Source organism: Pseudomonas sp. MWU12-2319, assembly GCF_023242525.1.
GTDB classification, from domain to species: domain Bacteria; phylum Pseudomonadota; class Gammaproteobacteria; order Pseudomonadales; family Pseudomonadaceae; genus Aquipseudomonas; species Aquipseudomonas gingeri_D.
Genome location: NZ_JALJES010000029.1, coordinates 22,875 through 47,041, shown reverse-complemented (window position 1 = coordinate 47,041; position 24,167 = coordinate 22,875). Strand labels below are relative to the sequence as shown.

Annotated in this window: 30 protein-coding genes; 11 read left to right on the top strand and 19 right to left on the bottom strand. The window is 63.2% G+C overall.

Going from position 1 to position 24,167, the window contains the following annotated elements:
• Window positions 1–12: 12 nt before the first annotated feature.
• The 4 genes from M5C01_RS30985 to M5C01_RS30970 form a co-directional block, all read right to left on the bottom strand.
• Entirely contained in the window at window positions 13–804 is a 792-nt protein-coding gene (locus tag M5C01_RS30985; RefSeq protein WP_100944404.1) for a DUF2135 domain-containing protein, read from the bottom strand.
• A 358-nt stretch (window positions 805–1,162) separates the two neighbouring features.
• Entirely contained in the window at window positions 1,163–1,447 is a 285-nt protein-coding gene (locus tag M5C01_RS30980) for a helix-turn-helix domain-containing protein (RefSeq protein ID WP_100944403.1), read from the bottom strand.
• Window positions 1,440–1,754, bottom strand: a complete 315-nt coding sequence (locus M5C01_RS30975) for a transcriptional regulator (RefSeq protein ID WP_152742125.1) — start codon at window positions 1,752–1,754, stop codon at window positions 1,440–1,442. The genes M5C01_RS30980 and M5C01_RS30975 overlap by 8 nt, the downstream gene beginning before the upstream one ends.
• Before the next feature lie 121 nt (window positions 1,755–1,875).
• Window positions 1,876–3,330, bottom strand: coding sequence for an MFS transporter (locus tag M5C01_RS30970; protein ID WP_152742126.1), 1,455 nt, complete (start codon window positions 3,328–3,330; stop codon window positions 1,876–1,878).
• Window positions 3,331–3,603: 273 nt separating this feature from the next.
• Between M5C01_RS30970 and M5C01_RS30965 the strand changes: the two genes are divergently transcribed.
• The 3 genes from M5C01_RS30965 (at window position 3,604) to dxs (ending at window position 6,741) form a co-directional block, all read left to right on the top strand.
• Window positions 3,604–3,846 (top strand): exodeoxyribonuclease VII small subunit, encoded by a 243-nt coding sequence (locus tag M5C01_RS30965; RefSeq protein WP_100944400.1) that lies wholly within the window; start codon window positions 3,604–3,606, stop codon window positions 3,844–3,846.
• On the top strand, window positions 3,843–4,730 hold the full coding sequence (ispA, locus tag M5C01_RS30960) for a (2E,6E)-farnesyl diphosphate synthase (RefSeq protein WP_152742127.1): 888 nt from the start codon (window positions 3,843–3,845) through the stop codon (window positions 4,728–4,730). Before M5C01_RS30965 ends, ispA begins: the two co-directional genes overlap by 4 nt.
• A 112-nt stretch (window positions 4,731–4,842) precedes the next feature.
• Window positions 4,843–6,741 carry a 1-deoxy-D-xylulose-5-phosphate synthase gene (dxs, locus tag M5C01_RS30955; RefSeq protein ID WP_152742128.1) on the top strand — a complete coding sequence of 633 codons (1,899 nt, stop codon included), beginning with the start codon at window positions 4,843–4,845 and terminating at the stop codon, window positions 6,739–6,741.
• A gap of 50 nt (window positions 6,742–6,791) precedes the next feature.
• Here dxs and M5C01_RS30950 read toward each other — a convergent pair whose 3' ends face one another.
• The 12 genes from M5C01_RS30950 to nrdR form a co-directional block, all read right to left on the bottom strand.
• Complete coding sequence (locus tag M5C01_RS30950; RefSeq protein ID WP_103497111.1) at window positions 6,792–7,148, bottom strand: transcriptional regulator; 357 nt, start codon at window positions 7,146–7,148, stop codon at window positions 6,792–6,794.
• Between the two features lie 192 nt (window positions 7,149–7,340).
• Window positions 7,341–7,760: an MFS transporter gene (locus tag M5C01_RS30945; protein ID WP_178130029.1), complete on the bottom strand. Its 420-nt coding sequence runs from the start codon at window positions 7,758–7,760 to the stop codon at window positions 7,341–7,343.
• A complete protein-coding gene (ribA, locus tag M5C01_RS30940; protein ID WP_177101683.1) occupies window positions 7,757–8,374 on the bottom strand; it encodes a GTP cyclohydrolase II in 618 nt (205 codons plus the stop codon). Before ribA ends, M5C01_RS30945 begins: the two co-directional genes overlap by 4 nt.
• A 99-nt stretch (window positions 8,375–8,473) precedes the next feature.
• Complete coding sequence (locus M5C01_RS30935) at window positions 8,474–9,256, bottom strand: transporter substrate-binding domain-containing protein (RefSeq protein ID WP_152742129.1); 783 nt, start codon at window positions 9,254–9,256, stop codon at window positions 8,474–8,476.
• Between the two features lie 10 nt (window positions 9,257–9,266).
• Complete coding sequence (locus tag M5C01_RS30930) at window positions 9,267–9,770, bottom strand: phosphatidylglycerophosphatase A (protein WP_178130030.1); 504 nt, start codon at window positions 9,768–9,770, stop codon at window positions 9,267–9,269.
• On the bottom strand, window positions 9,767–10,732 hold the full coding sequence (gene thiL, locus M5C01_RS30925) for a thiamine-phosphate kinase (RefSeq protein ID WP_152742130.1): 966 nt from the start codon (window positions 10,730–10,732) through the stop codon (window positions 9,767–9,769). The genes M5C01_RS30930 and thiL overlap by 4 nt, the downstream gene beginning before the upstream one ends.
• Before the next feature lie 18 nt (window positions 10,733–10,750).
• Window positions 10,751–11,251 carry a transcription antitermination factor NusB gene (gene nusB, locus M5C01_RS30920; RefSeq protein ID WP_177101688.1) on the bottom strand — a complete coding sequence of 167 codons (501 nt, stop codon included), beginning with the start codon at window positions 11,249–11,251 and terminating at the stop codon, window positions 10,751–10,753.
• Complete coding sequence (gene ribE, locus M5C01_RS30915; protein ID WP_040071241.1) at window positions 11,248–11,724, bottom strand: 6,7-dimethyl-8-ribityllumazine synthase; 477 nt, start codon at window positions 11,722–11,724, stop codon at window positions 11,248–11,250. Before ribE ends, nusB begins: the two co-directional genes overlap by 4 nt.
• Window positions 11,725–11,815: 91 nt before the next feature.
• Window positions 11,816–12,907, bottom strand: a complete 1,092-nt coding sequence (ribBA, locus tag M5C01_RS30910) for a bifunctional 3,4-dihydroxy-2-butanone-4-phosphate synthase/GTP cyclohydrolase II (RefSeq protein ID WP_100944390.1) — start codon at window positions 12,905–12,907, stop codon at window positions 11,816–11,818.
• Between the two features lie 31 nt (window positions 12,908–12,938).
• Entirely contained in the window at window positions 12,939–13,601 is a 663-nt protein-coding gene (locus M5C01_RS30905) for a riboflavin synthase (RefSeq protein WP_152742132.1), read from the bottom strand.
• 45 nt (window positions 13,602–13,646) lie between these two features.
• A complete protein-coding gene (gene ribD, locus M5C01_RS30900) occupies window positions 13,647–14,786 on the bottom strand; it encodes a bifunctional diaminohydroxyphosphoribosylaminopyrimidine deaminase/5-amino-6-(5-phosphoribosylamino)uracil reductase RibD (RefSeq protein WP_152742133.1) in 1,140 nt (379 codons plus the stop codon).
• Window positions 14,783–15,247 (bottom strand): transcriptional regulator NrdR, encoded by a 465-nt coding sequence (nrdR, locus tag M5C01_RS30895; RefSeq protein ID WP_177101692.1) that lies wholly within the window; start codon window positions 15,245–15,247, stop codon window positions 14,783–14,785. Before nrdR ends, ribD begins: the two co-directional genes overlap by 4 nt.
• A 141-nt stretch (window positions 15,248–15,388) precedes the next feature.
• On the opposite strand from nrdR, the gene M5C01_RS30890 reads away from it, so the two are divergent.
• The 3 genes from M5C01_RS30890 to trxA are packed head-to-tail and all read left to right on the top strand — an operon-like array spanning window position 15,389 to window position 17,433.
• Entirely contained in the window at window positions 15,389–15,847 is a 459-nt protein-coding gene (locus M5C01_RS30890; protein ID WP_103495553.1) for a hypothetical protein, read from the top strand.
• On the top strand, window positions 15,844–16,530 hold the full coding sequence (locus tag M5C01_RS30885; RefSeq protein ID WP_152742134.1) for a 50S ribosomal protein L11 methyltransferase: 687 nt from the start codon (window positions 15,844–15,846) through the stop codon (window positions 16,528–16,530). The genes M5C01_RS30890 and M5C01_RS30885 overlap by 4 nt, the downstream gene beginning before the upstream one ends.
• 30 nt (window positions 16,531–16,560) lie before the next feature.
• The gene (trxA, locus tag M5C01_RS30880; RefSeq protein WP_103495551.1) at window positions 16,561–17,433 is read left to right on the top strand and encodes a thioredoxin; all 873 of its coding nucleotides are present in this window, start codon (window positions 16,561–16,563) and stop codon (window positions 17,431–17,433) included.
• A gap of 130 nt (window positions 17,434–17,563) precedes the next feature.
• Here the strand turns inward: trxA and M5C01_RS30875 are convergent, their stop codons facing one another.
• The gene (locus tag M5C01_RS30875; RefSeq protein WP_152742135.1) at window positions 17,564–17,914 is read right to left on the bottom strand and encodes a hypothetical protein; all 351 of its coding nucleotides are present in this window, start codon (window positions 17,912–17,914) and stop codon (window positions 17,564–17,566) included.
• A 135-nt stretch (window positions 17,915–18,049) separates the two neighbouring features.
• Between M5C01_RS30875 and M5C01_RS30870 the strand changes: the two genes are divergently transcribed.
• The 5 genes from M5C01_RS30870 (at window position 18,050) to M5C01_RS30850 (ending at window position 22,253) form a co-directional block, all read left to right on the top strand.
• A complete protein-coding gene (locus tag M5C01_RS30870) occupies window positions 18,050–18,661 on the top strand; it encodes a DUF2796 domain-containing protein (protein ID WP_103495550.1) in 612 nt (203 codons plus the stop codon).
• Window positions 18,662–18,791: 130 nt separating this feature from the next.
• Window positions 18,792–19,502 carry an ABC transporter ATP-binding protein gene (locus M5C01_RS30865; protein WP_100944382.1) on the top strand — a complete coding sequence of 237 codons (711 nt, stop codon included), beginning with the start codon at window positions 18,792–18,794 and terminating at the stop codon, window positions 19,500–19,502.
• Window position 19,503: 1 nt separating this feature from the next.
• Window positions 19,504–20,769: an ABC transporter permease gene (locus tag M5C01_RS30860; protein ID WP_152742136.1), complete on the top strand. Its 1,266-nt coding sequence runs from the start codon at window positions 19,504–19,506 to the stop codon at window positions 20,767–20,769.
• A gap of 8 nt (window positions 20,770–20,777) precedes the next feature.
• Entirely contained in the window at window positions 20,778–21,311 is a 534-nt protein-coding gene (locus tag M5C01_RS30855) for a DUF3299 domain-containing protein (protein WP_152742137.1), read from the top strand.
• A gap of 258 nt (window positions 21,312–21,569) precedes the next feature.
• Window positions 21,570–22,253 (top strand): OmpW family outer membrane protein, encoded by a 684-nt coding sequence (locus tag M5C01_RS30850; RefSeq protein ID WP_152742138.1) that lies wholly within the window; start codon window positions 21,570–21,572, stop codon window positions 22,251–22,253.
• A gap of 74 nt (window positions 22,254–22,327) precedes the next feature.
• On the opposite strand, the gene M5C01_RS30845 is transcribed toward M5C01_RS30850, so the two are convergent.
• Together M5C01_RS30845 and M5C01_RS30840 are read right to left on the bottom strand one after the other, a co-directional pair.
• A complete protein-coding gene (locus M5C01_RS30845; RefSeq protein ID WP_152742139.1) occupies window positions 22,328–23,257 on the bottom strand; it encodes an NAD-dependent epimerase/dehydratase family protein in 930 nt (309 codons plus the stop codon).
• Window positions 23,250–24,134: a sugar nucleotide-binding protein gene (locus M5C01_RS30840; protein ID WP_152742140.1), complete on the bottom strand. Its 885-nt coding sequence runs from the start codon at window positions 24,132–24,134 to the stop codon at window positions 23,250–23,252. Before M5C01_RS30840 ends, M5C01_RS30845 begins: the two co-directional genes overlap by 8 nt.
• Window positions 24,135–24,167: the final 33 nt, after the last annotated feature.

Genomic DNA, 24,167 nt, shown 5'->3' with positions numbered 1-24,167 from the left:
GGAGCGGGATGTTCAATAGTTGAAGGTCTTGACCAGCAGCAGGTCGCCGATGGCTCGCAGGGGCACGGTGAAGCTCTCGCGCTTTTCATCGACGGTGTTTTCGTTGAGCACCAGGTTGATCTGCGAGGTGATGACCTCGTTCTGATTGGCGCGCTCGGTAAAGTTATAGCCGTCGCTGGCGCTGTAGTTGCCCCAGTAGTTCACATAAATCAGGTAGGTGCCGTGCAGCGGTGCGGTCATGGTGAACATTTCCGGGCCCGGGCCGTCGACGCCGTCCGGGTCGAGGCCGCCGCCATTGGTCAACGCGGGATGCGCGTAGAAGGCGTGCTGGCCGTCGGGGGTGATGATATGGAGGTCGAGTTCGGCCTTGGGGTCGTCCCAGCCAAGGACCACGCGGATACGCGCCGGGGTGATCTGCTTGTTGGCTTCGTAGAACTGCACGCGCTTGAGGGATTTGCCCGTGGAGCTGCGGACTTCGACGCTGTTTGAGCCGGCACCGAAGGCATAGGGCCGGACGAAGCGGCCGGCGTCGTCGGTGTAGAGATTCAGGGGGTTGCCGTTGACCGACAGGATATGGGGCTCACGCGGGCCGGAGGGCGGATTGATCCGGCCTTCGATGGGTGTGCGGCTGCGCTGGATGCCACGGTCGATGGGCGGCGTGGGGTAGGCCACCTGCGGCGCATCTTTGCGGTCGAGGAGACCTGCGTAACGCCAGCCGCCGGTCGGCTCCTGAAGCTCGGCCGAGGGCTCGGCCCAGGCGGTCGTGGCCCAGAGGGCGATCAGGATGGGAAAAAACCGGCGCATCAACAGCCTCCTTGCCATGCTTTATAAAACCCTGCGCAAGATCCACAGCGCACTCCCGACACGGTATCGGTCAGAGAAGACCTGTCGATGACAGGTAGGGGAAGCCGCAGAGGTTAGCGATTCGAAGGTTGTTAGACAATGGAGACAAAGCGGTATTTGTGAGGTGGCTCATCAAATGAGTCTGGATCGTCGTTCTGGAGCCGAAAAGAGCCGAAAAACAAGGCAAAAGGCCACTATTCAGGCAAGATTCTCTGATCGCTTCACAGCTTTTATAGCGACAAGAAACAGGTAGGCGATGCCTCCGATAACTCTGTCAGGGTGGACGGTCTATAGCGGATACCCAGCAGCGTTTTCAGAGTCATGCCGTTTGAAGATCACGCAACGCTTCCGGGTGCTGGCTCGCAACGCGCAGCAGCGTTTGCGCCGCGCCCGTGGGCTGTCGACGCCCCTGCTCCCAGTCCTGCAAAGTCCGCAGGCTGACGCCCAGCAGCTTGGCGAAATCACTCTGGGACAAACCGACCTTTGTCCGAGCCTCGGCAGCTGCGGTCAATGTCACCCGGGTGACCCGCGCCGCTTTACCCGCCTTCATTTGCCGGACTGAGGCCAGCAAGTCCTTCTGGAATTGTTCCAGTTCATCACTCATCGCTGAGTTCCTCCTTCAATTGCTTCAGAAACGCGGCAGGCAGGTTGTCAAATTTGGCCTTCGTATAGGCAATCAACAACCAAATACAACCGTCGGCAAGCCTGTTGTAGTAAATCACCCGCGTACCGCCTTGCTTGCCCATCCCCGTACGAGACCAGCGAATCTTGCGCAATCCTCCACTGCCGGGAACAACATCACCTGCCAGCGGGTTGCCCGCGATCCAGGTAATGAACTCATGGCGCTCGCCGTCATTCCAGATGGCCTCAGCGCAACGTTTGAATACTTCAGTTTCAATGATCGTATGCATGGGCGAAAAAAATACGGCAATGCCGTACTTTTAAGCAATCATACACCTGTGTCGTGTTATTACAATCGCGACTGCATCAGCCCATGTCGGCACTCAAATTGGACGCGGGCGCCGAACGACTTCAGGACGCCGCGTCAGCCGCCTGAATGCGCTCCCGCCGACGGGCATGGCGCGAGGTGAAGAGCACCACCAGCAGCGCCAGCCCGAAAAACGTCGCCGAACTGGTGGCGCCCACGGACAGCGCATGGCTCAAGGCAAACCGCGCCTGGGCGTCAGCATCCAGCCCCGCCGGAGCAGGCGACAAGCGCGCCGCCATGCCGACAATCGCCACGATCACCGCCGTCCCCAGCGAACCACCGACCTGATGCGCGACATTAACCAAGCCCGACGCGGCCCCGGCATTCTGTGGTTCCACCCCGGCGATCCCGGCGCTGGTCAGCGGCACGAACGCCGCGCCGCAACCGATCCCGAGGATGATCAACGGCAGCATCAAATGTGGAAAATAGGCCACGTCCGAGCCCAGCCCGGTCAGCAATGCCATCCCCACCAGCGCCGTCGCCAGCCCGCAGAACAGCATCACCGCCGAACTCATGTACCGCGCCAGCCATTTCACGCCATACACCGACATGGCGAACTGGGTCAGGGTCAGCGCCAGAAACGCCTCACCGGCCTTGAGCGCGGTGTAGCCCAGCACTTCCTGCACATACTGGATCAGGAAGAAGTAGGTGCCGACCATCCCGCCCACCAACAGCATACGGCTGACATAGGCACCCGAGCGCTCGGCACTGGCAAACAGGTGCAGCGGCATGATCGGTTGTTCGGCGCGCCGTTCAATCCAGACAAACAGGCTCAGCAACACCAGGGCGCAGGCCAGCGCGCCGAGGGTCAGGGCGTCATCCCAACCCTGGGCACCGGCCCGGACGAAACAGTAGACCAGCGCGCTCATGCCAAAGGTAACGGTCAACGCCCCCGCCAGATCGAAGTGACCAGTATGCCGTTCGGTTTCCTTCAGATAGCGCCAAGCCAGGGCCAGCAGCGCAATGCCCACCGGCAGGTTGATAAACATCACCCAACGCCAGGACAGCAGGTCGGTCAGCACCCCGCCGAGTACCAGCCCCAGCGCGCCACCACCACCGGACACGGCGGTGTAGAAGCTGATGGCCCGCAGTCGCTGCGGGCCCGGAGGGAAGTGGGTCATCATCAGCGCCAGGGTCGAGGGCGCGAGAAATGCCGCGGCAATCCCCTGCACGCCCCGGGCGATCAATAGTTCATGGGCCGACTGGGCCAGGCCGCCCAGCAACGAGGCTAGGGTGAACACCGTCACCGCCACCAGGAACACCCGGCGCCGGCCCAACAGATCGCCGGCCCGGGCGCCGAGCAGCATCATGCCGCCAAAAGCCAGGGTGTAGGCGTTCTGCACCCAGGTCAGGTCGGGAAGCGACAGGTCCAGGGCCTTCTGAATATGCGGCAAAGCGGTATAGAGCACGGTGACGTCGAGCACGATCATCAACTGGCAGGCCAGGATAATCAGCAGCAACACACCGGAACCGGGAATACGAGCGGAAGAAGACGCCATGGATCACAGCCTTATGGGTAGAAGCGCAGGAGAACATCGGAGGCGACGAGAGGGAGGTCCGTATCGATCATTCATCCTTGATCGATGAACTACTATAAAAGAGACAACTTTGTGCCGACTAGCAGGACAAACCGGGATACCCCTCGTCGAAAATCAGGATAATCATCCAGCACGGGTCAACACTTGACCCATGATTGCCAAACCCTCGCATTTGCCCCTAAACCCGCCGTCTGCTAGTGTCGCGCCCGTTCAACGCCTACCGAGATCGCCGCCATGGCCCGCAAAAAAGCTTCCCTGGACTTCGAGCAATCCCTTGCCGACCTGCAAACCCTGGTCGAACGCCTGGAGAACGGCGAATTGTCGTTGGAAGACTCGCTGACCGCCTTCGAACAAGGCATCCGCCTGACCCGTGACTGCCAGGGCGCCCTGGCCCAGGCCGAGCAGAAGGTGCAGATCCTCCTCGAGCGCGACGGCGAGCTGGCCGAAGAGCCCTTCGACGCGGAACAAGCAGAATGATCAAAGCTTATCAGGCCAGCAGCCAGGCCCGGGTCAACGCCGCACTCGATACCCTGTTCAGCGCCCCCAGTCCCGAACTCGCCCGTCTCTATGAAGCCATGCGCTACAGCGTGATGAATGGCGGCAAACGCGTCCGCCCGCTACTGGCCTACGCCGCCTGCGAAGCCCTCGGCGGCAAGCCGGAACAGGCCAACGGCGCGGCCTGCGCGGTGGAGCTGATCCACGCCTACTCGCTGGTCCACGACGATTTGCCGGCCATGGACGACGACGACCTGCGTCGCGGCCAGCCGACTACCCACAAGGCCTTCGACGAAGCCTGCGCGATCCTTGCCGGCGACGGCCTGCAAAGCCTGGCCTTCAGCGCCTTGCTCGACCCGAGCCTGAGCGACCTGAACGCCGAGATCCGCCTGAACATGGTCACCGCCCTGGCCCAGGCCGCCGGCCCGGCCGGCATGGTCGGTGGCCAGGCCATCGACCTCGGTGCGGTGGGTCTCAAGCTCGACCAGAAAGCCCTGGAAACCATGCACCGGCACAAGACCGGCGCGCTGATCGAAGCCAGCGTCAAGCTCGGCGCCCTGGCCAGCGGCCTGGCGCAAAAAGACGAATTGCGCTCGCTGCAGGCCTACGCCCAGGCCATCGGCCTGGCTTTCCAGGTGCAGGACGATATTCTCGACGTGGAAAGCGACACCGCCACCCTCGGCAAACGCCAGGGCGCCGATATCGCCCGCGACAAACCGACCTACCCGGCCCTGCTCGGACTGGACGCGGCCAAGGCCTACGCCCTGGAACTGCGCGACCAGGCGCTGCACGCCCTGCGACCGTTTGACGCGTGCGCCGAGCCGTTGAGAGAGCTGGCCCGTTATATCGTCGAACGTCGCAGCTGAGCCAAACGCCGCGCCCAAGGCCGCATATCGGCCAACTTCGACGCTCCGCGTGGGCAGCGTGCGATGCATCAGGTAAACTGCCGCCTCTTCTATACCTATAACGATTCGCCTGATGCCCACGACGTTCCATGAGATTCCCCGCAAGCGCCCGACCACGCCCCTGCTGGACCGTGCCGACACGCCGGCCGGCCTGCGCCGGTTAGGTGAAGCCGAGCTGGAAACCCTGGCCGATGAACTGCGCCAGGAATTGCTCTATTCGGTCGGCCAGACCGGCGGGCACTTCGGTGCCGGCCTCGGCGTGATCGAACTGACCATCGCGTTGCACTATGTCTTCGACACCCCGGACGACCGGCTGGTGTGGGACGTGGGTCATCAGGCGTATCCGCACAAGATCCTCACCGGTCGGCGCGAGCGCATGCACACCCTGCGTCAGAAAGGCGGCCTGGCCGCCTTTCCGCGCCGCTCGGAGAGCGAGTACGACACCTTTGGCGTCGGTCACTCCAGCACTTCCATCAGCGCCGCCCTGGGCATGGCCATCGCCGCTCGCCTGCAGAACAGTGATCGCAAGGCCATCGCCGTGATCGGTGATGGCGCGCTGACCGCCGGCATGGCCTTCGAGGCGCTGAACCACGCGCCGGAAGTCGACGCCAATATGCTGGTGATCCTCAACGACAACGACATGTCGATTTCGCGCAATGTCGGTGGTCTGTCGAACTACCTGGCGAAGATCCTCTCCAGCCGCACCTACGCGAGCATGCGCGAAGGCAGCAAGAAAGTGCTGTCGCGCCTGCCCGGTGCCTGGGAAATCGCCCGTCGTACCGAAGAATACGCCAAGGGCATGCTGGTCCCCGGCACCCTGTTCGAAGAGCTGGGCTGGAACTATATCGGCCCGATCGACGGCCATGACCTGCCGACCCTGATCGCCACCCTGCGCAATATGCGTGACCTCAAGGGCCCGCAGTTCCTGCATGTGGTGACCAAGAAGGGCAAGGGTTTCGCCCCGGCGGAAGTCGACCCGATCGGTTACCACGCGATCACCAAGCTCGAACCCCTGGACGCCCCGGCCGCCGCGCCGAAGAAGGCCAGCGGACCGAAATACTCCGGCGTGTTTGGCGAATGGCTGTGCGACATGGCCGCCGCCGACCCGCGCCTGGTGGGCATTACCCCGGCAATGAAGGAAGGCTCCGATCTGGTGGCCTTCAGCGAGCGTTTCCCGCTGCGCTACTTCGACGTGGCGATTGCCGAGCAGCATGCGGTAACTTTCGCCGCCGGCATGGCCTGCGAAGGCGCCAAGCCGGTGGTGGCGATCTACTCCACCTTCCTGCAACGCGGTTACGACCAGTTGGTGCATGACGTCGCGGTGCAGAACCTCGACGTGCTGTTCGCCATCGACCGCGCCGGGTTGGTGGGCGAAGACGGCCCGACCCACGCCGGCAGTTTCGACCTGTCGTACCTGCGCTGCATCCCCGGCATGCTGGTGATGACGCCGAGTGACGAGAACGAACTGCGCAAGATGCTGACCACCGGCCACCTGTACAACGGTCCGGCGGCAGTGCGTTACCCGCGTGGCACCGGACCGAACGCGACCATCGAGAAAGACCTGGAACCGATCGAGATCGGCAAGGGTGTGGTTCGCCGTCGGGGCAGCAAAGTGGCCTTGCTGGTGTTTGGCGTGCAGTTGACCGAAGCGCTGATCGTCGCCGAGAAGCTCGATGCGACCGTGGTCGACATGCGCTTCGTCAAACCCCTGGATGAAGCCCTGGTACGCGAGATTGCCGGCAGCCATGAGTTGCTGGTGACCATCGAGGAAAACGCCATCATGGGCGGTGCCGGTGCGGCAGTCAGCGAGTTCCTGGCGCGTGACAACCTGCTCAAGCCGATCCTGCACCTGGGTCTGCCGGATGCGTACGTCGAGCATGCGAAGCCGGCGCAGATGCTGGCGGAGTGCGGGTTGGATGTGGCGGGGATCGAAGCATCGGTCAGCGAACGCATGCAGCTTTTGAATCTTTGACTCATACCCAGCGAGAGCCTGCCTCGCTGGGTACAGGTCTCAAGCCAACGTCAGTTATTGCGCTTCATCGGGCCGTCCGAGTTGAGATAGCCCGCGCGAATGGCGTCCCCGCAAGTGGAAAAACCATAGGCATTGACGAAACCCGTTGACGTGAAGCCGACATAGAGCGGTTGGCGCTTGCCACTTTCATTTTGCAGGTCGTAGTCAAAGCATTGCGCGGTTCCACCCCGAATAGCCGTGATCTGCGAGGGGTTTTGTATTGCCAGCATGTCTTGTTTGCTGACGGTACTACCTTGGGCTGCCTTGCTCGTAACCGGATGATCGCCGAAGTCGAGCAACGTCGAGATACCGCCTAAACAACCACTGAGTGTCAATATCGCAGCCACTCCCGCCAATATCAGACGCATGGTTTCCCTCCTGATCAAACTCAATGACTGTCTGCATGCAAACAGAGCTCAAGGCTTGAGCAGAAGAATTTTAGGGAAACCTTCTCAAAGCGTATTGACGGACGCCTCTGAGTATCAAGTAGGAGTATTGGCAGAAGAGCGGCTGATGTGTGCCTGCTAATGGCTCGAGAGCAGCCACCCGCCAGCGAAGCATCAGCCGAGTTGGCGCGGAATGCGATAGAGGTAGAACAGCACCACGCTGGATAACACCAGCAACATCAACGGCACGGCTTCCAGCCCGACGAACACTGCCAGGGTCCCGATCCAGGTCGGCAAGGCGGCCACCACCAGGGCTTTGCGCCGCACGCTGGCCAGCTCGATCCAGGCCGCGGGCTCTTCCGGGCTATCCAGCGCCGCCTGCGTCGCGATCAACGAGCGCTTGTAAGCCCCGAAAAACCGCAAGCTGACAAACATCGAGGCCACGCCGGCAATGAAAAACGGCATCGCCAACACCGGCAGCAAGGGATCGGCCTGACCAAAAAGCCAGTTGGCGACAAACAGCGGCAACACACTCAGCACCAGCTGTTTCCACCAGCCCACCGACAGCCGACGCTTCACCTGACCACGGGTCACGCCGGGTCGGCCTCGCTCTGGTGCTCGTTGCCCATCATATGGCCGAGCTTGCCGGCCTTGGTCGCCAGGTAGAGTTTGTTGTGCGGGTTCTGTCCGGTCTGCAGCGGCACGCGCTCGGCCACGGTGATGCCCATCTCGGTCAAGGCCTTGACCTTGCGCGGGTTGTTGGTCATCAGGCGCAGGGACTTGATGCCCAGGTGTTCGAGCATCGGCCGACAGATGGAATAGTCACGCTGGTCGGCGGCAAAGCCCAGGCGCTCGTTGGCCTCGACCGTGTCGGCGCCACCGTCCTGCAACTCATAGGCACGGATCTTGTTCATCAGGCCGATGCCGCGTCCTTCCTGGCGCAGGTAGAGCAAGACGCCACGACCTTCGAGGGCAATGGCCCGCAGGGCCGCCTCCAGCTGGGACCCGCAATCGCAGCGCTGGCTGAACAAGGCATCGCCGGTCAGGCATTCGGAATGCACACGGCCAAGAACCGGTGCGCCATCCGCCACATCCCCGAGGGTCAGCACGACGTGTTCACGACCGGTGGCTTCTTCGAGAAAGCCATTCATGGTGAAGGTCGCAAAGGGGGTTGGCAGTTTGGAAGCAGCGACGAAAACGACGGGCACCGTGTGCTCCTGATCAGTATGAGGACTGGAAATTCGCAGAGGTCGCATTGTAACAGTAGGTTCCTACAGACGCTTAGGCTGAATTATCCATGATAACTATCAATAAGTTTGATTCGTCGTCACCGGCAGCGGCATGGCGTCGAACGGATACGGCTGCTTCCAGTGCTCGAAAATGCTCTGCAACTCGCCACTTTTGACCAGTTCTTCCATACGCTGGTCATACAAGGCCATCAGTGAGCGCCCCCGCGCATTGTCGGCAAACCCCAGGTACAGCGGCAGGTCGAGCAAATGGCTGCTCCGGAACATTTCAGGGTGCGCGGCATGTCCCAGTACATCATTCACCTCGGACAAGGCATCGATGTAATAGTCGGCACGACTGTGGGCCAGCATCGACAAGACACCGTCACGCCGCACGATTTCGTTGTAATGGCGGACGTTGGGCAGGTAATCCTGGTATTTGTAGCCGCGCATCCAGGCCAGACGATAAACACCCAGGGTTTCCAAGGTCGGTTGCGGATTACTTGCCAGCCCCAGGGCATAGAGATGATCGACGTCGAAATGCCAGCGCGGATAAAGGGCTCCCGTCACCTCGTTGCGATAAGCCGCGACCCAGGCGTCCGCCTCCCCCCGCTGCACCAGTCCGATGGCCCGAACGTAGGGCTCGGTACTGATCAGCACCTTGACGCCCTTGGGCTCGAAGATCTCGCGCATGATATCCCAGGCCATGCCACGTCCGTCGGCGCCTGTGTAATCGACCCACTCCTCACTGGCAAGGTGGATCACACCGGGCAGAGAGGTTTCCTCACGGGCCTGAACGGCATTGCCTACAACGCCACCCGCCCACAGACAGAGCAGCACGACCCACAACCGACAGCCAGACATGCCTGAACCCTCAGGTAAAGAGGTGCACCAGCCCTTGCATGGCCAGCCAGGCGAAAACCCCGGCCAGTACGTCGTCGAGCATGATGCCGACGCCGCCATGGACATGCCGGTCGATCCAGCGGATCGGCCAGGGCTTGAGGATGTCGAAAAAGCGGAACAACGCAAAACCCGCCAACAGCCAGTACCAACCGTCCGGCACCAGCCAGAGGGTAATCCACATCCCGACCATCTCGTCCCAGACGATACCTTCGTGGTCATGTACCCGCAGATCGTTGGCAACCTTGCCGCACAGCCAGAAGCCGAACAGCATGGTGACGCCAAGCATCAGCCAGTAGCCCCAGTCGGGCAACATCTGCCATAACGGTATAAAGGGTAGCGCAACCAGCGAGCCCCAGGTGCCCGGCGCCTTGGGCAAGGTCCCGGAACCGAAGCCGAAGGCCAGGAAATGCCAGGGATTGCGCCACACCGACGGCGGCACGAACTCGGCCGGGACCTGCTTGGGATGATCTGTCACGGTGTCTCCGGAAAATGTTGGTAGCCCCGGCGTGCCGGCGTGATGTCGTGGCCGACGGCATCCACCAGGACCACGCCCTGCCCGGCCAGCACCTGCCCGATCACCCGGACCGATGGCTGCGCGGCCAGCAACCCGGGCAACTCGGCGGCTGGCAGGGTGAAGGCCAATACGTAGTCATCGCCACCGCTGAGGGCCGCCTCGCGGGCGCCGTCCAGGCCGAGAAAGGCCAGCAGCGCCGAAGACAACGGCAAGGCCTCGCGCTCCACCTGCAATCTGACGGAGGATGCTGCCGCGATATGTCCGCAATCGGCCAATAGACCGTCGGAGATATCCAGCGCCGAGGTCGCCCTGTTGCGCAAAAACTGACCCAACGCCAGTTGCGGCTTGGGCGACCAGTAGTGATCCAACAGCGGCTCGGCAATCGCCGGCTCCGCCGTACGCTGCCCCAGTACCAGCGGCAAGGCGCCCGCCGCATTGCCCAGCTCGCCGCCGACACACAGCAGGTCGCCGACCTGTGCACCGCTGCGGGTCAGCGCCTGGCCCGTCGGCACACGGCCGAATACCGTCAGCGTCAGGCACAGCGGCCCACGGGTGGTGTCGCCGCCCACCAGGCGCAAGTCGCAGTGTTGCGCCATCAGGTTCAAACCACGGGCAAAGCCTTGCAGCCAACCGGCATCGTTGTGCGGTAAGGTCAGGGCAAGGGTAAAGGCCAGGGGCGTGGCGCCCATGGCGGCCAGGTCACTGGCGGCAACAGCCAGCGCGCGCTGGCCGAGCAGGAAAGGGTCGCAGGGATCGGCGAAATGCACACCGGCCACCAGGGTGTCGGTGGAAATCGCCAGTTGCTCCCCGGCGGGGACGCTCAGCAGGGCGCAGTCGTCGCCGATGCCCAGGGCAACACCCTCGCCGGCCTGCGCACAGGGCGCGGCGGCGAAGAAATTGCGGATCAGCTCGAACTCGCCCATGCACAGGTCAAGCGCGGATCAGCGCTTGAACGCCTTCACTTCAGCTTCACGCAGGCGCGGCGCCAGTTTGTCGAGCACGCCGTTGACGAACTTGTGACCGTCGGTGGAACCGTAGACCTTGGCCAGTTCGATCCCTTCGTTGATCACCACGCGGTAGGGCACGTCGACGCGCTTGAGCAGTTCCCAGGTAGACAGGCGCAATACCGCCAGCTCAACCGGATCCAGTTCTTCGATCTCGATATCCAGGCACGGCTTGAGAACGGTGTCGATCTCGCTCTTGAACTGCGGAACGCCGTGGAGGATTTCACGGAAGTAGGCGCCGTCGACGTCGCTGAAATCGTTGTCGACCCGGAACTGCGCTTCGATCTCGTTCAGCGACTGCTTGGCCATGTGCCACTGGTACAGGGCCTGGGTCGCGAGCTGACGGGCTTCGCGACGCTTGACGCTTTTGGAAGGCTTGCCGGCGCCTTCAGGCTTCGGATCGCGCGGGTTGAAACGATCGCTTTCGTCGCTAATCACACAGCCTCCAATTGCGCCAGCAAGCTGACCATTTCCAGGGCGGAAAGGGCGGCTTCGGCGCCTTTGTTGCCGGCTTTGGTGCCGGAACGTTCGATGGCTTGTTCGATGGAGTCAACGGTCAGCACGCCGAAGGCTACGGGTACGCCGAATTCCATGGAGACCTGGGCCAGGCCCTTGGTGCATTCGCCGGCCACGTATTCGAAGTGCGGAGTACCGCCACGAATGACCGCGCCGAGGGCGATGATCGCCGAGAAGTCGCCTTTCTGGGCGACTTTCTGCGCAACCAGTGGGATTTCGAAGGCACCCGGTGCGCGGATGATAGTGATGTCGCTTTCGCTGACACCGTGGCGAACCAGGGCGTCAACGGCGCCGCTCACCAGGCTTTCGACAACGAAGCTGTTGAAGCGGCCGACCACCAGGGCGTAACGGCCTTTGGGGGCGATGAAGGTACCTTCGATGGTCTTCAGGGTCATTCGACAATTCTCTTAAAGAGCCGGGGCGTGCCTAGTACGCGCCCCTCAGGGATATTTGAACCGCGAATCAAGGGCCGCGAGCAGCCAGTCTTTATTCGGAGGGCACGTATTCTACTACTTCCAGGTCGAAACCGGATATCGCATTAAACTTCATCGGCGCACTCATCAAGCGCATTTTCCGTACGCCGAGGTCCCGCAGGATCTGCGAACCGGCACCGACGATGCTGTAGGTGGTCGGTTTTTTCGCCGGCACCTGCTCGGCGGTCTCACGGATATGCGCCAGCAGGACGTCGCCATCCAGCGGATGACCGAGCAACAGCACCACACCGCTGCCGGCCTCGGCCACCGCGGCCATGGCCGCGCGCAGGCTCCAGCGCCCGGGTTGCTTGACCATCAGCAGGTCGCGCAGCGGGTCCATGTTGTGCACCCGCACCAGGGTCGGCTCTTCGGCGCAGAAGCTGCCCAGGGTCAGGGCCATGTGCACGTCGCCTTCCACCGAATCACGATAGGTCACCAGGTTGAAATGCCCCAGTTCGCTGTCCAGCGGCTGCTCGGCAATCCGCTGAACGGTACGTTCGTGGATCATCCGGTAGTGGATCAGGTCGGCAATGGTGCCGATCTTGATGTTGTGTTCGGCGGCGAAGGTTTCCAGTTCGGCGCGACGGGACATGGTGCCGTCGTCGTTCATCACTTCGCAGATCACGCCACTTGGCTCGAAACCGGCCATGCGCGCCAGGTCGCAGGCGGCTTCGGTGTGGCCGGCGCGGGCCAGGGTGCCGCCGGGCTGGGCCATCAGCGGGAAGATATGGCCGGGGCTGACGATGTCTTCAGCCTTGGCGTCCTTGGCCGCGGCCGCTTGCACGGTGCGGGCGCGGTCGGCGGCGGAGATGCCGGTGGTCACCCCTTCGCTGGCTTCGATCGACACGGTGAACTTGGTGCCGAAACCGGAACCGTTGCGCGGCGCCATCAGCGGCAGCTTGAGCAGTTCGCAACGCTCGCGGCTCATCGGCATGCAGATCAGGCCACGGGCGTGCTTGGCCATGAAATTGATGTGTTCGGCCTTGCAGCATTCGGCGGCCATGATCAGGTCGCCTTCGTTCTCGCGGTCTTCGTCATCCATGAGAATGACCATCTTGCCCTGGCGAATGTCTTCGACCAGTTCTTCAATCGTGTTGAGCGCCACGCGGCACCCTCCTTCTTTCAAAATTTGAGTGTCAGGATTTGAGGTAGCCGTTGGCGGCCAGGAAACTTTCGGTAATACCGCCGCTCGACGGTTCCGCGGCCTTGTCGCCCAGCAGCAGGCGCTCCAGGTAACGGGCCAGCAGGTCGACTTCGAGGTTGACCTCACGGCCTGGACGGTAGTCGGCCATGATGGTTTCAGCCAGGGTGTGTGGGACGATGGTCAGTTCGAACTCGGCGCCGTTCACGGCGTTGACCGTCAGGCTGGTGCCGTCGACGGTGATCGAGCCCTTGTGGGCGATGTACTTGGCCAGGTCTTTCGGCGCGCGGATACGGAACTGGATGGCCCGGGCGTTTTCTTCACGGGCGACCACTTCGCCGACACCGTCGACATGGCCGCTGACCAGGTGCCCGCCCAGGCGGGTGGTCGGGGTCAGGGCTTTTTCCAGGTTGACCCGGCTGCCGGCCTTCAATTGGTTGAAGGCGGTGCAGTCCAGGGTTTCACGGCTGACGTCGGCCCAGAAGCCGTCGCCCGGCAGCTCGACGGCGGTCAGGCAGACGCCGTTGACCGCGATGCTGTCGCCGAGCTTGACGTCGGCCAGGTCCAGCTTGCCGGTTTCCACGTAGACGCGGACGTCGCCGCCCTTGGGGTTCAGGGCACGGATACTGCCGATGGATTCGATAATGCCGGTAAACATGAAGTCCTCCTCGAGAACAGGCCCGCGCGTGGCGCAAGCCAAAAATTATACGCCGGGTGCGGGATCAGGTATTGCGGTGACTCGCCAGTCACTGCCGACAGCGCGCATTTCGGTGATTTTCAGCCGCGGCGCCTGGTGCATCCGCTCCAGCGGCCAGTCCAACAATGGGCGCGCCGTGGAGCCGAGAAACCGACCGGCGACAAACAATTGGTATTCGTCCACCAGGCCTTGCCGGGCAAAGGCGCCCGCCAGACGTGGGCCGGCTTCCACCAGCACTTCGTTGATGCCACGGGCGGCCAGTTCCGTCAGCAACCGGCGCAGGTCGACATGACCTTCGGCGCCGGGCACTTCCAGCAATTCATGGCCCAGGGCTTGATAGCGTTCGGCGGCACCCGGAACGCAGGTCACCACCAAGGCAGGACCTGCCGTGAAGAACGGGGCATCCAGCGGCACCCGCAGGCGACCGTCGATCAACACCCGCAGGGGTGGACGGCGTTCGGCCAGGGCGGTCAGTTCGGGATCGAGGCCCAGCTCGGCGGGGCGCACGGTCATCCGCGCATTGTCCGCCAGCACGCTGTCGGCGCCGGTCAGCACCACGCTGGCCTGGGCCCGCAGGCGCTGCACGGCGGAACGCGCCTCGGGGCCGGTGATCCACTGGCTTTCGCCGCTGGCCATGGCGGTGCGACCGTCCAGGCTCATCGCCAACTTGACCCGCACAAACGGCACGCCGTGTTCCATGCGCTTGAGAAAACCCTGGTTCAGCGCCCGCGCTTCACCTTCCAGCACACCGCTGTGTACGGCGATGCCGGCATCGGCCAGGCGCTTGAGGCCGCGACCGGCAACTTCCGGATTGGGGTCCTGCATGGCCGCGACCACCCGCCCCACGCCGGCCTTGACCAGCGCATCGGCACACGGCGGTGTACGGCCGAAGTGGCTGCACGGCTCCAGGGTCACGTAGGCCGTGGCCCCGCGAGCGTTTTCGCCCGCCTCGCGCAAGGCATGCACCTCGGCATGGGGTTCGCCGGCACGCACGTGCCAGCCTTCGCCGACCACCACGCCCGCCTGCACGATCACACAGCCGACCCGTGGGTTCGGGTGCGTCGAGTAGCGGCCCTTGCGGGCCAGCTCCAGGGCACGGGCCATGTAGTGGGCGTCGAGGACGGCCTGCTCGGTGGAAAGGCTCATTCTTTGGCGGGCTCGCGGGCAAGGCGGTCGATCTCTTCGCGGAACTCGTTGAGGTCCTGGAAGCGGCGATAGACCGAAGCGAAACGGATATAGGCGACTTCATCGAGTTTCTGCAACTCGGTCATCACCAGTTCACCGACGACCAGCGACTTGACCTCGCGCTCGCCGGTGGCCCGCAGCTTGTGCTTGATGTGCACCAGTGCGGCCTCCAGGCGTTCGACACTGACCGGGCGCTTTTCCAGCGCGCGCTGCATGCCCGCGCGGAGTTTTTCTTCGTCGAAGGGTTGGCGGCTGCCGTCCTGTTTGATCAGGCGTGGCAGGACCAGTTCGGCGGTCTCGAAGGTGGTAAAACGTTCACCGCAGGCCAGGCATTCGCGCCGGCGGCGCACCTGCTCGCCCTCGGCGACCAGACGCGAGTCGATGACTTTGGTGTCGTTGGCACCGCAGAAGGGACAGTGCATGGTGGCAGGCAACAAAAAATGGGAGGGCCATGGTAGCGCATCCCCGTGGCAAGACAAGCCATAGGGTTTGCGGTATACAGTCGCCCGACTACCTTTTATCCATAGAGATGCACCGGATTTCGTCTTGCGTTGGAGCCGTTCATGTCAGTACGACCGCTTGTTTTGCTCAGTCTCGCCGGCCTCCTGGCCGCTTGCGGCAGCCCGCCGCCCAAGCCTGCTCCGGTGGCACCGGCCCAACAGCAGACGAGCAAACCGGTCAGTCCCTATGAGGAGCTCGGGCCCTTGCCCGCTTTTCAGCGTGAATTGAGCGGCACCTTGCAGGGCGTGCCCAAGGGCGCGGAGGTGGAACTGGCGCTGTTGGTGATCGACGAACGCGGTCGTCCGCAGCAATTGCTGGCCAGCAGCAAGATCAACGGCACTGGCCAGATCCTGCCGTTCCGCCTGCGCTTCAACCCGGAAGTGTTCCCGGTGGGCAGCCGCGTGGAATTGCGCGGGCGGGCCAGCCTGTCCGGGCAATTGATCCTGCATCTGCCATCGCGAAGTATCACCGAACCGACCACCCAGGCCCTGGGCCAGTTGCAATTTTTTACCGCGCCATGAGTGCACCGCCAGGCCTGCAACACTCCTTGAGCGAGTTGCTGGGCGATGCGCAATTGGTGGCCTGTGAGTTGCCAGGGACCGCATTGCAGTTGTGGCTGATCGACGCGCACAACATGGATCGCGCCTTTACCCCCGAGGAAACCCGGCGAATCCTCCATGAGCCGCCCTACTGGAGCTTCTGCTGGGCGAGCGGTCTGGCCATGGCCCGCTACCTGGCTGAAACCCCCCACTGGGTGGCGGGCAAGCGGGTGCTGGATTTCGGCGCCGGCTCCGGCGTGGCGGCAATTGCCGCAGCCCGGGCCGGGGCAATCGAAGTGGTGGCTTGCGACCTCGACCCGCTGGCCCTCGCGGCCTGCCGGGCGAATGCCACGCTCAACGGCGTGGAGCTGAGCTACAGCGAGGACTTCTTTGCCGAGAGCGATCGCTTCGACCTGATCCTGGTGGCGGATGTGCTCTATGACCGGGAAAACCTGCCATTGCTCGATCAGTTTCTCAGTCGCGGCCAGGAGGCCTTGGTGGCCGATTCACGGGTACGGGATTTCCGTCATCCGCTGTATCGCCGCCTGGAAATGCTCGAAGCCTTCACCCTGCCGGACCTGGCGGAGCCGGAAGAGTTTCGCCATGTCAGCCTTTACCATGCTCAGCGTCAGCCTGCTTCCGGCCATCGGGCCCAGGCTTTATAGTGGCTCCATTCCCCGTTTTCCGAGATTCCGATGACTCAGCCCTCCCCCTACATTTTCGACGCCACCACCGCTGACTTCGACCAGTCGGTAATCGAGAACTCGTTCCACAAGCCGGTGCTGGTGGACTTCTGGGCCGAGTGGTGCGCCCCCTGCAAGGCCCTGATGCCGATGCTGCAACAGATCGCCGAGAGCTATCAGGGCGAACTGCTGCTGGCCAAGGTTGATTGCGATGCCGAGCAGGACATCGTCGCCCGCTTCGGCATTCGCAGCCTGCCCACCGTGGTGCTGTTCAAGGACGGCCAGCCGGTTGACGGTTTCGCGGGTGCCCAGCCGGAATCGGCGGTGCGCAAACTGCTTGAACCCCATGTGCAGATGCCACCGCCGGCGGAGGCCGATCCTCTTGAACAGGCCGAAGCACTGTTTGCCGACGGTCGGATCGGCGATGCCGAAGCTGTGCTGAAGGAACTGCTGGGTGAAGACAACAGCAACGCCAAGGCGCTGATCCTTTATGGCCGTTGCCTGGCCGAGCGCGGTGAGTTGGGTGAAGCCCAGGCAGTGCTGGACGCCGTGAAGAGCGACGAGCACAAGGCCGCGCTGGCCGGGGCCAAGGCGCAGTTGACGTTCTTGCGTCAGGCGGCTGACCTGCCGGAGGTCGCTGACTTGAAAGCGCGCCTGGCGCAAAACCCACAGGATGACGAAGCGGCTTATCAGTTGGCGGTACAACAACTGTCGCGCCAGCAGTACGAAGCGGCACTGGAGGGTTTGCTCAAGCTGTTTACCCGTAATCGTGGTTACAGCGAAGGCCTGCCGCACAAGACCTTGCTGCAGGTGTTCGACCTGCTGGGCAACGACCATCCGCTGGTGACCACCTACCGTCGCCGGCTGTTTGCTGCGTTGTACTGACGCGATTTGTAGGAGCCGGCTTGCTGGCGATGAACGATAACGCGGTCTTCCTGAAACACCGCGGTGCCTGCATCGCCAGCAAGCCGGCTCCTACAGGATGCGTGCCGTGTATGAGGTTGGCGTTCCGCCCTCAGGCCTCAACCCAGCTGTAAAGCGGCGAATCCACCCCGCTCAGCACCTTGACCTCGCTGCAATGACGCAAGCGCACCAACAAGCGCTTGGCCGCCGCCGTGCTCCCCGCCAACGCTTCCAACTGCCCGAGCAACTGCGGCCCATCGATCTGCCCGGCCTGGCGCACCAGGTCCCTGGCCGTCTGCCACAGCGCGTCGTCCTGGCTCACCGGCCTTGCCGCTACCGTAGCGCCCGCCTCGGCCGGCACCGTCACCTGCAACTGCGCCCCCAAGCGCGCCCAGTCGCTCTCATCCAGCTCCAACGTCAAATCCACCGGCCATTGGCCAATGGTGCCTCGAATTCGCACCATGATGCTCACCTCGCGATTGCAGGCACCCATGCTCCCACGCGCCACCCGAGACGCCAAGTCAGTGGCCGAACAAGCCATAAATTGTTATAAGATCACATAACAAAACACCTTTATTGCCGTTCCTGGAGAAACGCCATGCGCCACCTGCTGCTCGCCCTGCCTTTTGCCCTGCTCCCGCTGGTTGCCGCCCAGGCCCATGAAGCCCACGAACATGGCAGCCTCGGCGCCCACGAGCACGGCGTTGGCCGGCTGAACGCCGCGCTGGACGGCCAGACCCTGGAACTCGAACTGCAAAGCCCGGCGATGAACCTGGTGGGCTTCGAACACCCGGCCACCAGCGACGCCGACAAGGCCAAGGTCGCCGCCGTACGCGCGCTGCTGGACAAGCCGCTGGAGCTGTTCAACCTGCCGAAAGGCGCCGGTTGCGTAGTGGCCAACCAGGAACTGGAAAGCCCGCTGTTCGGCGATCCGGCGCCTGAAGAGGCCGATGACGATGATGACGACGATCACGCTCCGGAGGCCGCCGCCGGCACCCAACCCGCCGTGGCCGAGCATCATCACGATCACAGCGAGATCCACGCCCACTACCAGTTCACCTGCACCACCCCGGCCGCGCTGAAGACCCTGGACCTGGGCCAGGTGTTCAAGACGTTCCCGGCTACCCACAAGATCCAGGTGCAGTTGATTTCCGGCAGTGGTCAACAAGGGGTTGACGTCACGCCTGAGGCTGCCACCCTGAAATTCTGATCGACCTCAATCCTTGTGGAATCCGGCTTGCCGGCGATGATCGATAACGCGGTCTGCATGAAGCACTGCGCCGCCCGCATCGCCGGCAAGCCGGCTCCTACAAGAGCACACCACCTGTGAATCGGCCTTTATGACCCAAGCACTTATCGAACTGTCCGACCTGGGCTTCAACTGGCCCGGTCATCCGCAGTTGCTGGACATCCCGGCGTTCCGCCTGGAACCGGGCGAAACGCTGTTCCTCAAAGGCCCCAGCGGCAGCGGCAAGACCACCTTGCTCGGCCTGCTCGGCGGCGTGCAGAAACCCAGCCGCGGCAGCATCCGCCTGCTCGGCCAGGAACTCACCGAACTGGGCGCCGGTGCCCGCGACCGTTTTCGCGTCGATCACACCGGTTATATTTTCCAGCAGTTCAACCTGTTGCCGTTCCTCTCGGTACGCGAGAACGTCGAGCTGCCTTGCCACTTTTCCAAATTGCGCGCCAGCCGCGCAATCCAGCGCCACGGCAGTGCCGACCAGGCCGCCGCGACCCTGCTCGCCCACCTCGGCCTGAGCGATCCGGCCCTGCTGGAACGGCGCGCCGACTCGCTGTCCATTGGCCAGCAGCAACGGGTCGCCGCCGCCCGCGCGCTGATCGGCCAACCCGAACTGGTGATCGCCGACGAACCGACTTCAGCGCTGGACTACGATGCCCGCGAAGCCTTTATCCGACTGCTGTTCGCCGAATGCCGCGAAGCCGGTTCCAGCCTGCTGTTTGTCAGCCATGACCAGAGCCTGGCGCCGCTGTTCGATCGTCACCTGTCGCTGTCCGAATTGAATCGCGCGGCCACGCCCGCGGAGGTCTGAGATGTATCTGTTTCGTCTGGCCCTGGCCAGCCTGGCCAACCGCCGCTTCACCGCCCTGCTCACGGCCTTCGCCATCGCCCTGTCGGTCTGCCTGCTGCTGGCCGTGGAGCGCGTGCGCACCGAAGCCCGCGCCAGCTTCGCCAGCACCATCAGTGGCACCGACCTGATTGTCGGCGCCCGCTCCGGCTCTGTGAACCTGCTGCTGTACTCGGTGTTTCGCATCGGCAACGCCACCAACAACATCCGTTGGGACAGCTTTGAACATTTCGCCAATAACCCGAAAGTGAAGTGGGCGATCCCGATGTCCCTCGGCGACTCCCACCGCGGCTACCGCGTACTGGGCACCAGCGAGGCCTATTTCGAGCATTACCAGTACGGCCACCAGCAGAACCTGCAACTGGCCGAAGGCCGCCCGTTCGCCACCGATCCGTTCGAGGTGGTGCTCGGCGCCGAAGTGGCCGACGCCCTGCACTACAAGCTTGGCGACAAGCTGGTGCTGGCCCATGGCGTGGCCGCCATCAGCCTGGTCAAGCATGACGACAAGCCCTTCACCGTGGTCGGCATCCTCAAGCGCACCGGCACGCCGGTGGACCGCACGCTGCATATCAGCCTCGGCGGCATGGAGGCGATCCATATCGACTGGCACGATGGTGTACCGGCCCACGGTGCCGGGCGCATCAGTGCCGATCAGGCCCGCAATATGGACCTGACGCCGCAAGCCATCACCGCCTTCATGCTCGGCCTGAACAACAAGGTCTCGACCTTCGCCCTGCAACGGGAGATCAATGAATTCCGGGGCGAGCCGATGCTGGCGATCCTCCCGGGCGTGGCCTTGCAGGAGCTGTGGAGCCTGATGGGCACGGCGGAAAAGGCGTTGTTCGTGGTCTCACTGTTCGTGGTCCTGACCGGTTTGATCGGCATGCTCACGGCGATCCTCACCAGCCTCAACGAGCGGCGCCGGGAGATGGCGATCCTGCGCTCGGTGGGCGCGCGGCCTTGGCATATCGCCAGTCTGCTGATACTGGAAGCCTTTGCCCTGGCGTTGTCCGGGGTGATGGCCGGGCTCGGCCTGTTGTACCTGTGCATCGCCCTGGCCCAGGGATATGTGCAGTCGAATTACGGGCTGTACCTGCCACTCTCCTGGCCAAGCGAATATGAATGGACGCTGCTCGGCGGTATCCTCGTCGCCGCCCTGTTGATGGGCAGCGTGCCGGCGTGGCGCGCCTATCGACAATCCCTGGCCGATGGCCTGTCCATCCGTTTATGAGTGTTGCGATGAAGAATAAAGTCCTGGCCGCTGTGCTGCTGGCGCTGTCCGTGGTGACGGCCACGCCGTCGTGGGCCGATGACAAGCCCAAGGAACTGGCCTGGCAGGACATGATTCCGCCCGATGCGCCGCCGGAAATCCCGCAGATGACGCCGCTGCATGACCTGTCGAAAATCGGCAGCATGAACATCGAGGCGGCACCGGCGGCCAAGCAGTCGCTGCCCGATGCGCCGGTGGTCAAGGCGCTGGACGGCCAGCATGTGCGCCTGCCGGGGTATATCGTACCGTTGGAAGTGAGCGAGGAAGGGCGGACCACGGAGTTTCTGCTGGTACCGTACTTCGGCGCCTGCATCCATGTGCCGCCACCGCCGTCGAACCAGATCGTGCATGTGACCAGTGAGTTGGGGGTCAAGGTCGACGAGTTGTACCAGCCGTACTGGATTGAAGGTGACATGCAGGTCAAGCAGAGCACCAGCGACCTGGCGGATGCGGGGTACAGCATGGAGGCGCAGAAGATCTACGTGTACGAATTACCGGAGTAAGGCTGGTCGCCCAGCGGTGCCTGGTCGGACCTCTTCGCGGGCAAGCCCTGCTCCTACAGGATTAGGATCTGCTCAAGGTTTTGTGACCGACATGAAACTGTAGGAGCAGGGCTTGCCCGCGAAGAGGCCGGCAGCCCCCCCACAAAAGTTCCCGACTCGCCCCCGCCATTGGCCTTTCATTGAGCTGAGTCAACGACCGGCCCGGGGCGCTCATTACCATTGGACACAGTGAATTCAAAACGTCCTTTGGAGCCCCCCATGCACAAGTCCCTGCTCAGCGCCTCTCTCGTTGCGCTCGCCCTCGCCGCGCCCCTTGCCCACGCCCACCAGGCCGGTGATTTCATCGTCCGTGCCGGTACAGCCACCGTTTCGCCCAACGACAGCAGCGGCGATCTGAAACTCGACGGCACGCGAATCTCCGGCACCAAAGCCACGGTGGACAGCGATACCCAGTTGGGCCTGGCCTTTGCCTACATGTTCACCGACCATATCGGCCTGGAATTGCTGGCCGCCACGCCGTTCCACCACGAAGTGTCGGTCAGGGGCCTCGGCCCGGCGCTGGACGGCCAACTGGGGGATATCAAGCAACTGCCACCGACCCTGTCGCTGCAGTACTACCCACTGGATGCCGCCTCGAAGTTCCAGCCTTATGGTGGTATCGGCATCAACTACACCATGTTCTTCGGTGAAGACCTGACCAGCCAGCGCAAGGACGAAGGCTTCAGCAACCTGAAGCTGCAGAACTCGGTAGGCCTGGCCGGGCAACTGGGCTTCGACTACATGCTCACTGACCGCATGCTGCTCAACGCCTCGGTCTGGTACGTGGACATCGACACCAAGGCCACCGTCGACGGCCCGACCGCCCTGGGCGTCGGCCAGACCAAGGTGGATGTGAAAGTCGATCCGTGGGTCTACATGGTCGGTATCGGCTACAAGTTCTAAGCAGAACCCGCTTTCCATCACCCCATGAAAAAGGCGCCGGGATCAGGCGCCTTTCTCATTTCAGATGATCGACCTCAACGCCCCAGCAAACGCGCCAGGCCGACACTCATGGGCGTCGGCTCGGCCAGCTCGAAACGTTCCAGCATCCGCTGGTTATTCGCCCGCGAATGACGAATATCCCCAGAGCGCGCCGGTTCGTAGGTCACTGGCGGCAGCGCACCCACCACCTCGCCCAGCGCCAGCAGCATCTGCTTGAGCGTCGTCGCCCGGTTCAGGCCAACGTTGATCGCGCCTTCCTGCACCTGCGAAGCCTTGAGCGCCTGCAGCAGGATCTGCACCAGATCACCGACGTAGATAAAGTCCCGGGTCTGCTCGCCATCACCGAAAATGGTGATCGGCAAACCTTTCAAGGCCCGCTCACAGAAAATACTGATCACCCCGGAATACGGCGAGGACGGATCCTGGCGCGGCCCGAAGACATTGAAGAAACGGAAGATCACCGGTTCCAGGCCATGCTGGCGGCGGTAGAAGTCCAGGTACTGCTCGCTGGCCAGCTTGTCCGAGGCATAGGGTGTCAGCGGCGACTTGGCGGTGTCCTCGATGATCGACTCGCCCTCGCCGTTATTGCCGTAAACCGCCGCGCTGGAGGCGAACAATACCCGCTTGACACCCACCTGACGCATGGCCTCGCAGACATTCAGCGTGCCGATGAAGTTGCTCTGGTGGGTCCGCACCGGGTCCTCCACCGAAGCCTGCACCGAAGCCACCGCCGCCAGGTGCACCACGGCCTGACAACCGCGCATCACCTGGGCCACCAGGGCGGCATCGGCCACATCGCCTTCGATCAGCTCGACCCGGAGATTGTCCAGGGCCAGGTTGCTGCGCTTGCCGGAAGACAGGTCGTCGAGGATACGCAGCGAGTAGCCTTGCTCCAGCAGTGCTTCGGCCAGGTTCGAGCCGATGAAGCCAGCGCCGCCGGTGATAAGAATGGGGGCATCAGCCATGACGATAGAACCTGTCGAGTAGCGCCGGCAACCCCGCACGCCAGGCACGCGGCTTGATGCCGAAGGTATGGAGGATTTTCTTGCAGGCCAGCACCGCGTGCTGCGGCTCTTCCGCCGCATCTGGACGCGCGGCATGAGCCTGGGCGGTAGGCGCCTCGATCGCCAGCGGGTGCAACTGCCGGGCTTCGGTGAGAATCGCCTGGCCCAGGGCCAGCGGCGTGGTCGCCTCGTGGCCGGCGTAGTGGTAGGTACCCCACAGCGGCGCGGCACAATCGAGTTGCTTGAGCACCGAGATGATCACCCGGGCCGCGTCGTCCACGGGCGTCGGGTTGCCACGTCGGTCATCGGCCATCAGCAGTTCGTCGGGGTTCTCGGCCCGGGCCAGGAAACGTCCGAGGGTGCCCTCGGTACTGTCGTCGAGCAACCAGCCGAAGCGCAGCAACACATGTTGCGGGCAGGTGGCGCGCACGCTCTGCTCGATCCGCCACAACGCCTGGCCACGCAGCCCCAGAGGAACGGGTTCGTCTTTTTCGCTGTAGGCGGTGGCCCGCGAGCCGTCGAACACCCGATAACTGGAAGGTTGCAGCAGGATGATGTTGTGGTGCTGGCAAAGTTCGGCCAGCCGCTCGACCGCACGCTCCTGGTCGGCCAGGCGCGCCTCGCCGACCGTCTCCGCCTGGAACCAGTCGAAGTAGAAGGCGAGGTTGATCAACGCATCCGGACGGGTGTCGTCGAGCAGTTGCGTGAGGCTCGCGGCATCCCAGCCGTCTTGTGGCGGACGGGGGGCGAGGAAACCGATGTCTTCCTCCGCACCGAGGCGAATCAGCGCCTGCCCAAGGGCATTTCCGCCGCCCAGTAACATAAGGCGCATTCGCATAGAGTCAGCAGGCCCAGGTCTGTTCAGAACGAT

Coding starts and splice junctions, on each gene's coding strand:
- dxs (WP_152742128.1), top strand. CDS start 4,843: ATGCCCACGACGTTCCATGAGATTCCCCGCAAGCGCCCGACCACGCCC.
- M5C01_RS30870 (WP_103495550.1), top strand. CDS start 18,050: ATGCGCCACCTGCTGCTCGCCCTGCCTTTTGCCCTGCTCCCGCTGGTT.
- M5C01_RS30850 (WP_152742138.1), top strand. CDS start 21,570: ATGCACAAGTCCCTGCTCAGCGCCTCTCTCGTTGCGCTCGCCCTCGCC.
- M5C01_RS30840 (WP_152742140.1), bottom strand. CDS start 24,134: ATGCGAATGCGCCTTATGTTACTGGGCGGCGGAAATGCCCTTGGGCAG.
- ribD (WP_152742133.1), bottom strand. CDS start 14,786: ATGAGCCTTTCCACCGAGCAGGCCGTCCTCGACGCCCACTACATGGCC.
- M5C01_RS30965 (WP_100944400.1), top strand. CDS start 3,604: ATGGCCCGCAAAAAAGCTTCCCTGGACTTCGAGCAATCCCTTGCCGAC.
- M5C01_RS30975 (WP_152742125.1), bottom strand. CDS start 1,754: ATGCATACGATCATTGAAACTGAAGTATTCAAACGTTGCGCTGAGGCC.
- thiL (WP_152742130.1), bottom strand. CDS start 10,732: ATGGGCGAGTTCGAGCTGATCCGCAATTTCTTCGCCGCCGCGCCCTGT.
- M5C01_RS30875 (WP_152742135.1), bottom strand. CDS start 17,914: ATGGTGCGAATTCGAGGCACCATTGGCCAATGGCCGGTGGATTTGACG.
- M5C01_RS30970 (WP_152742126.1), bottom strand. CDS start 3,330: ATGGCGTCTTCTTCCGCTCGTATTCCCGGTTCCGGTGTGTTGCTGCTG.
- M5C01_RS30950 (WP_103497111.1), bottom strand. CDS start 7,148: ATGCGTCTGATATTGGCGGGAGTGGCTGCGATATTGACACTCAGTGGT.
- M5C01_RS30855 (WP_152742137.1), top strand. CDS start 20,778: ATGAAGAATAAAGTCCTGGCCGCTGTGCTGCTGGCGCTGTCCGTGGTG.
- trxA (WP_103495551.1), top strand. CDS start 16,561: ATGACTCAGCCCTCCCCCTACATTTTCGACGCCACCACCGCTGACTTC.
- M5C01_RS30980 (WP_100944403.1), bottom strand. CDS start 1,447: ATGAGTGATGAACTGGAACAATTCCAGAAGGACTTGCTGGCCTCAGTC.
- ispA (WP_152742127.1), top strand. CDS start 3,843: ATGATCAAAGCTTATCAGGCCAGCAGCCAGGCCCGGGTCAACGCCGCA.
- M5C01_RS30935 (WP_152742129.1), bottom strand. CDS start 9,256: ATGTCTGGCTGTCGGTTGTGGGTCGTGCTGCTCTGTCTGTGGGCGGGT.
- M5C01_RS30845 (WP_152742139.1), bottom strand. CDS start 23,257: ATGGCTGATGCCCCCATTCTTATCACCGGCGGCGCTGGCTTCATCGGC.
- ribE (WP_040071241.1), bottom strand. CDS start 11,724: ATGACCCTGAAGACCATCGAAGGTACCTTCATCGCCCCCAAAGGCCGT.
- nrdR (WP_177101692.1), bottom strand. CDS start 15,247: ATGCACTGTCCCTTCTGCGGTGCCAACGACACCAAAGTCATCGACTCG.
- M5C01_RS30865 (WP_100944382.1), top strand. CDS start 18,792: ATGACCCAAGCACTTATCGAACTGTCCGACCTGGGCTTCAACTGGCCC.
- M5C01_RS30890 (WP_103495553.1), top strand. CDS start 15,389: ATGTCAGTACGACCGCTTGTTTTGCTCAGTCTCGCCGGCCTCCTGGCC.
- M5C01_RS30985 (WP_100944404.1), bottom strand. CDS start 804: ATGCGCCGGTTTTTTCCCATCCTGATCGCCCTCTGGGCCACGACCGCC.
- M5C01_RS30860 (WP_152742136.1), top strand. CDS start 19,504: ATGTATCTGTTTCGTCTGGCCCTGGCCAGCCTGGCCAACCGCCGCTTC.
- M5C01_RS30905 (WP_152742132.1), bottom strand. CDS start 13,601: ATGTTTACCGGCATTATCGAATCCATCGGCAGTATCCGTGCCCTGAAC.
- M5C01_RS30885 (WP_152742134.1), top strand. CDS start 15,844: ATGAGTGCACCGCCAGGCCTGCAACACTCCTTGAGCGAGTTGCTGGGC.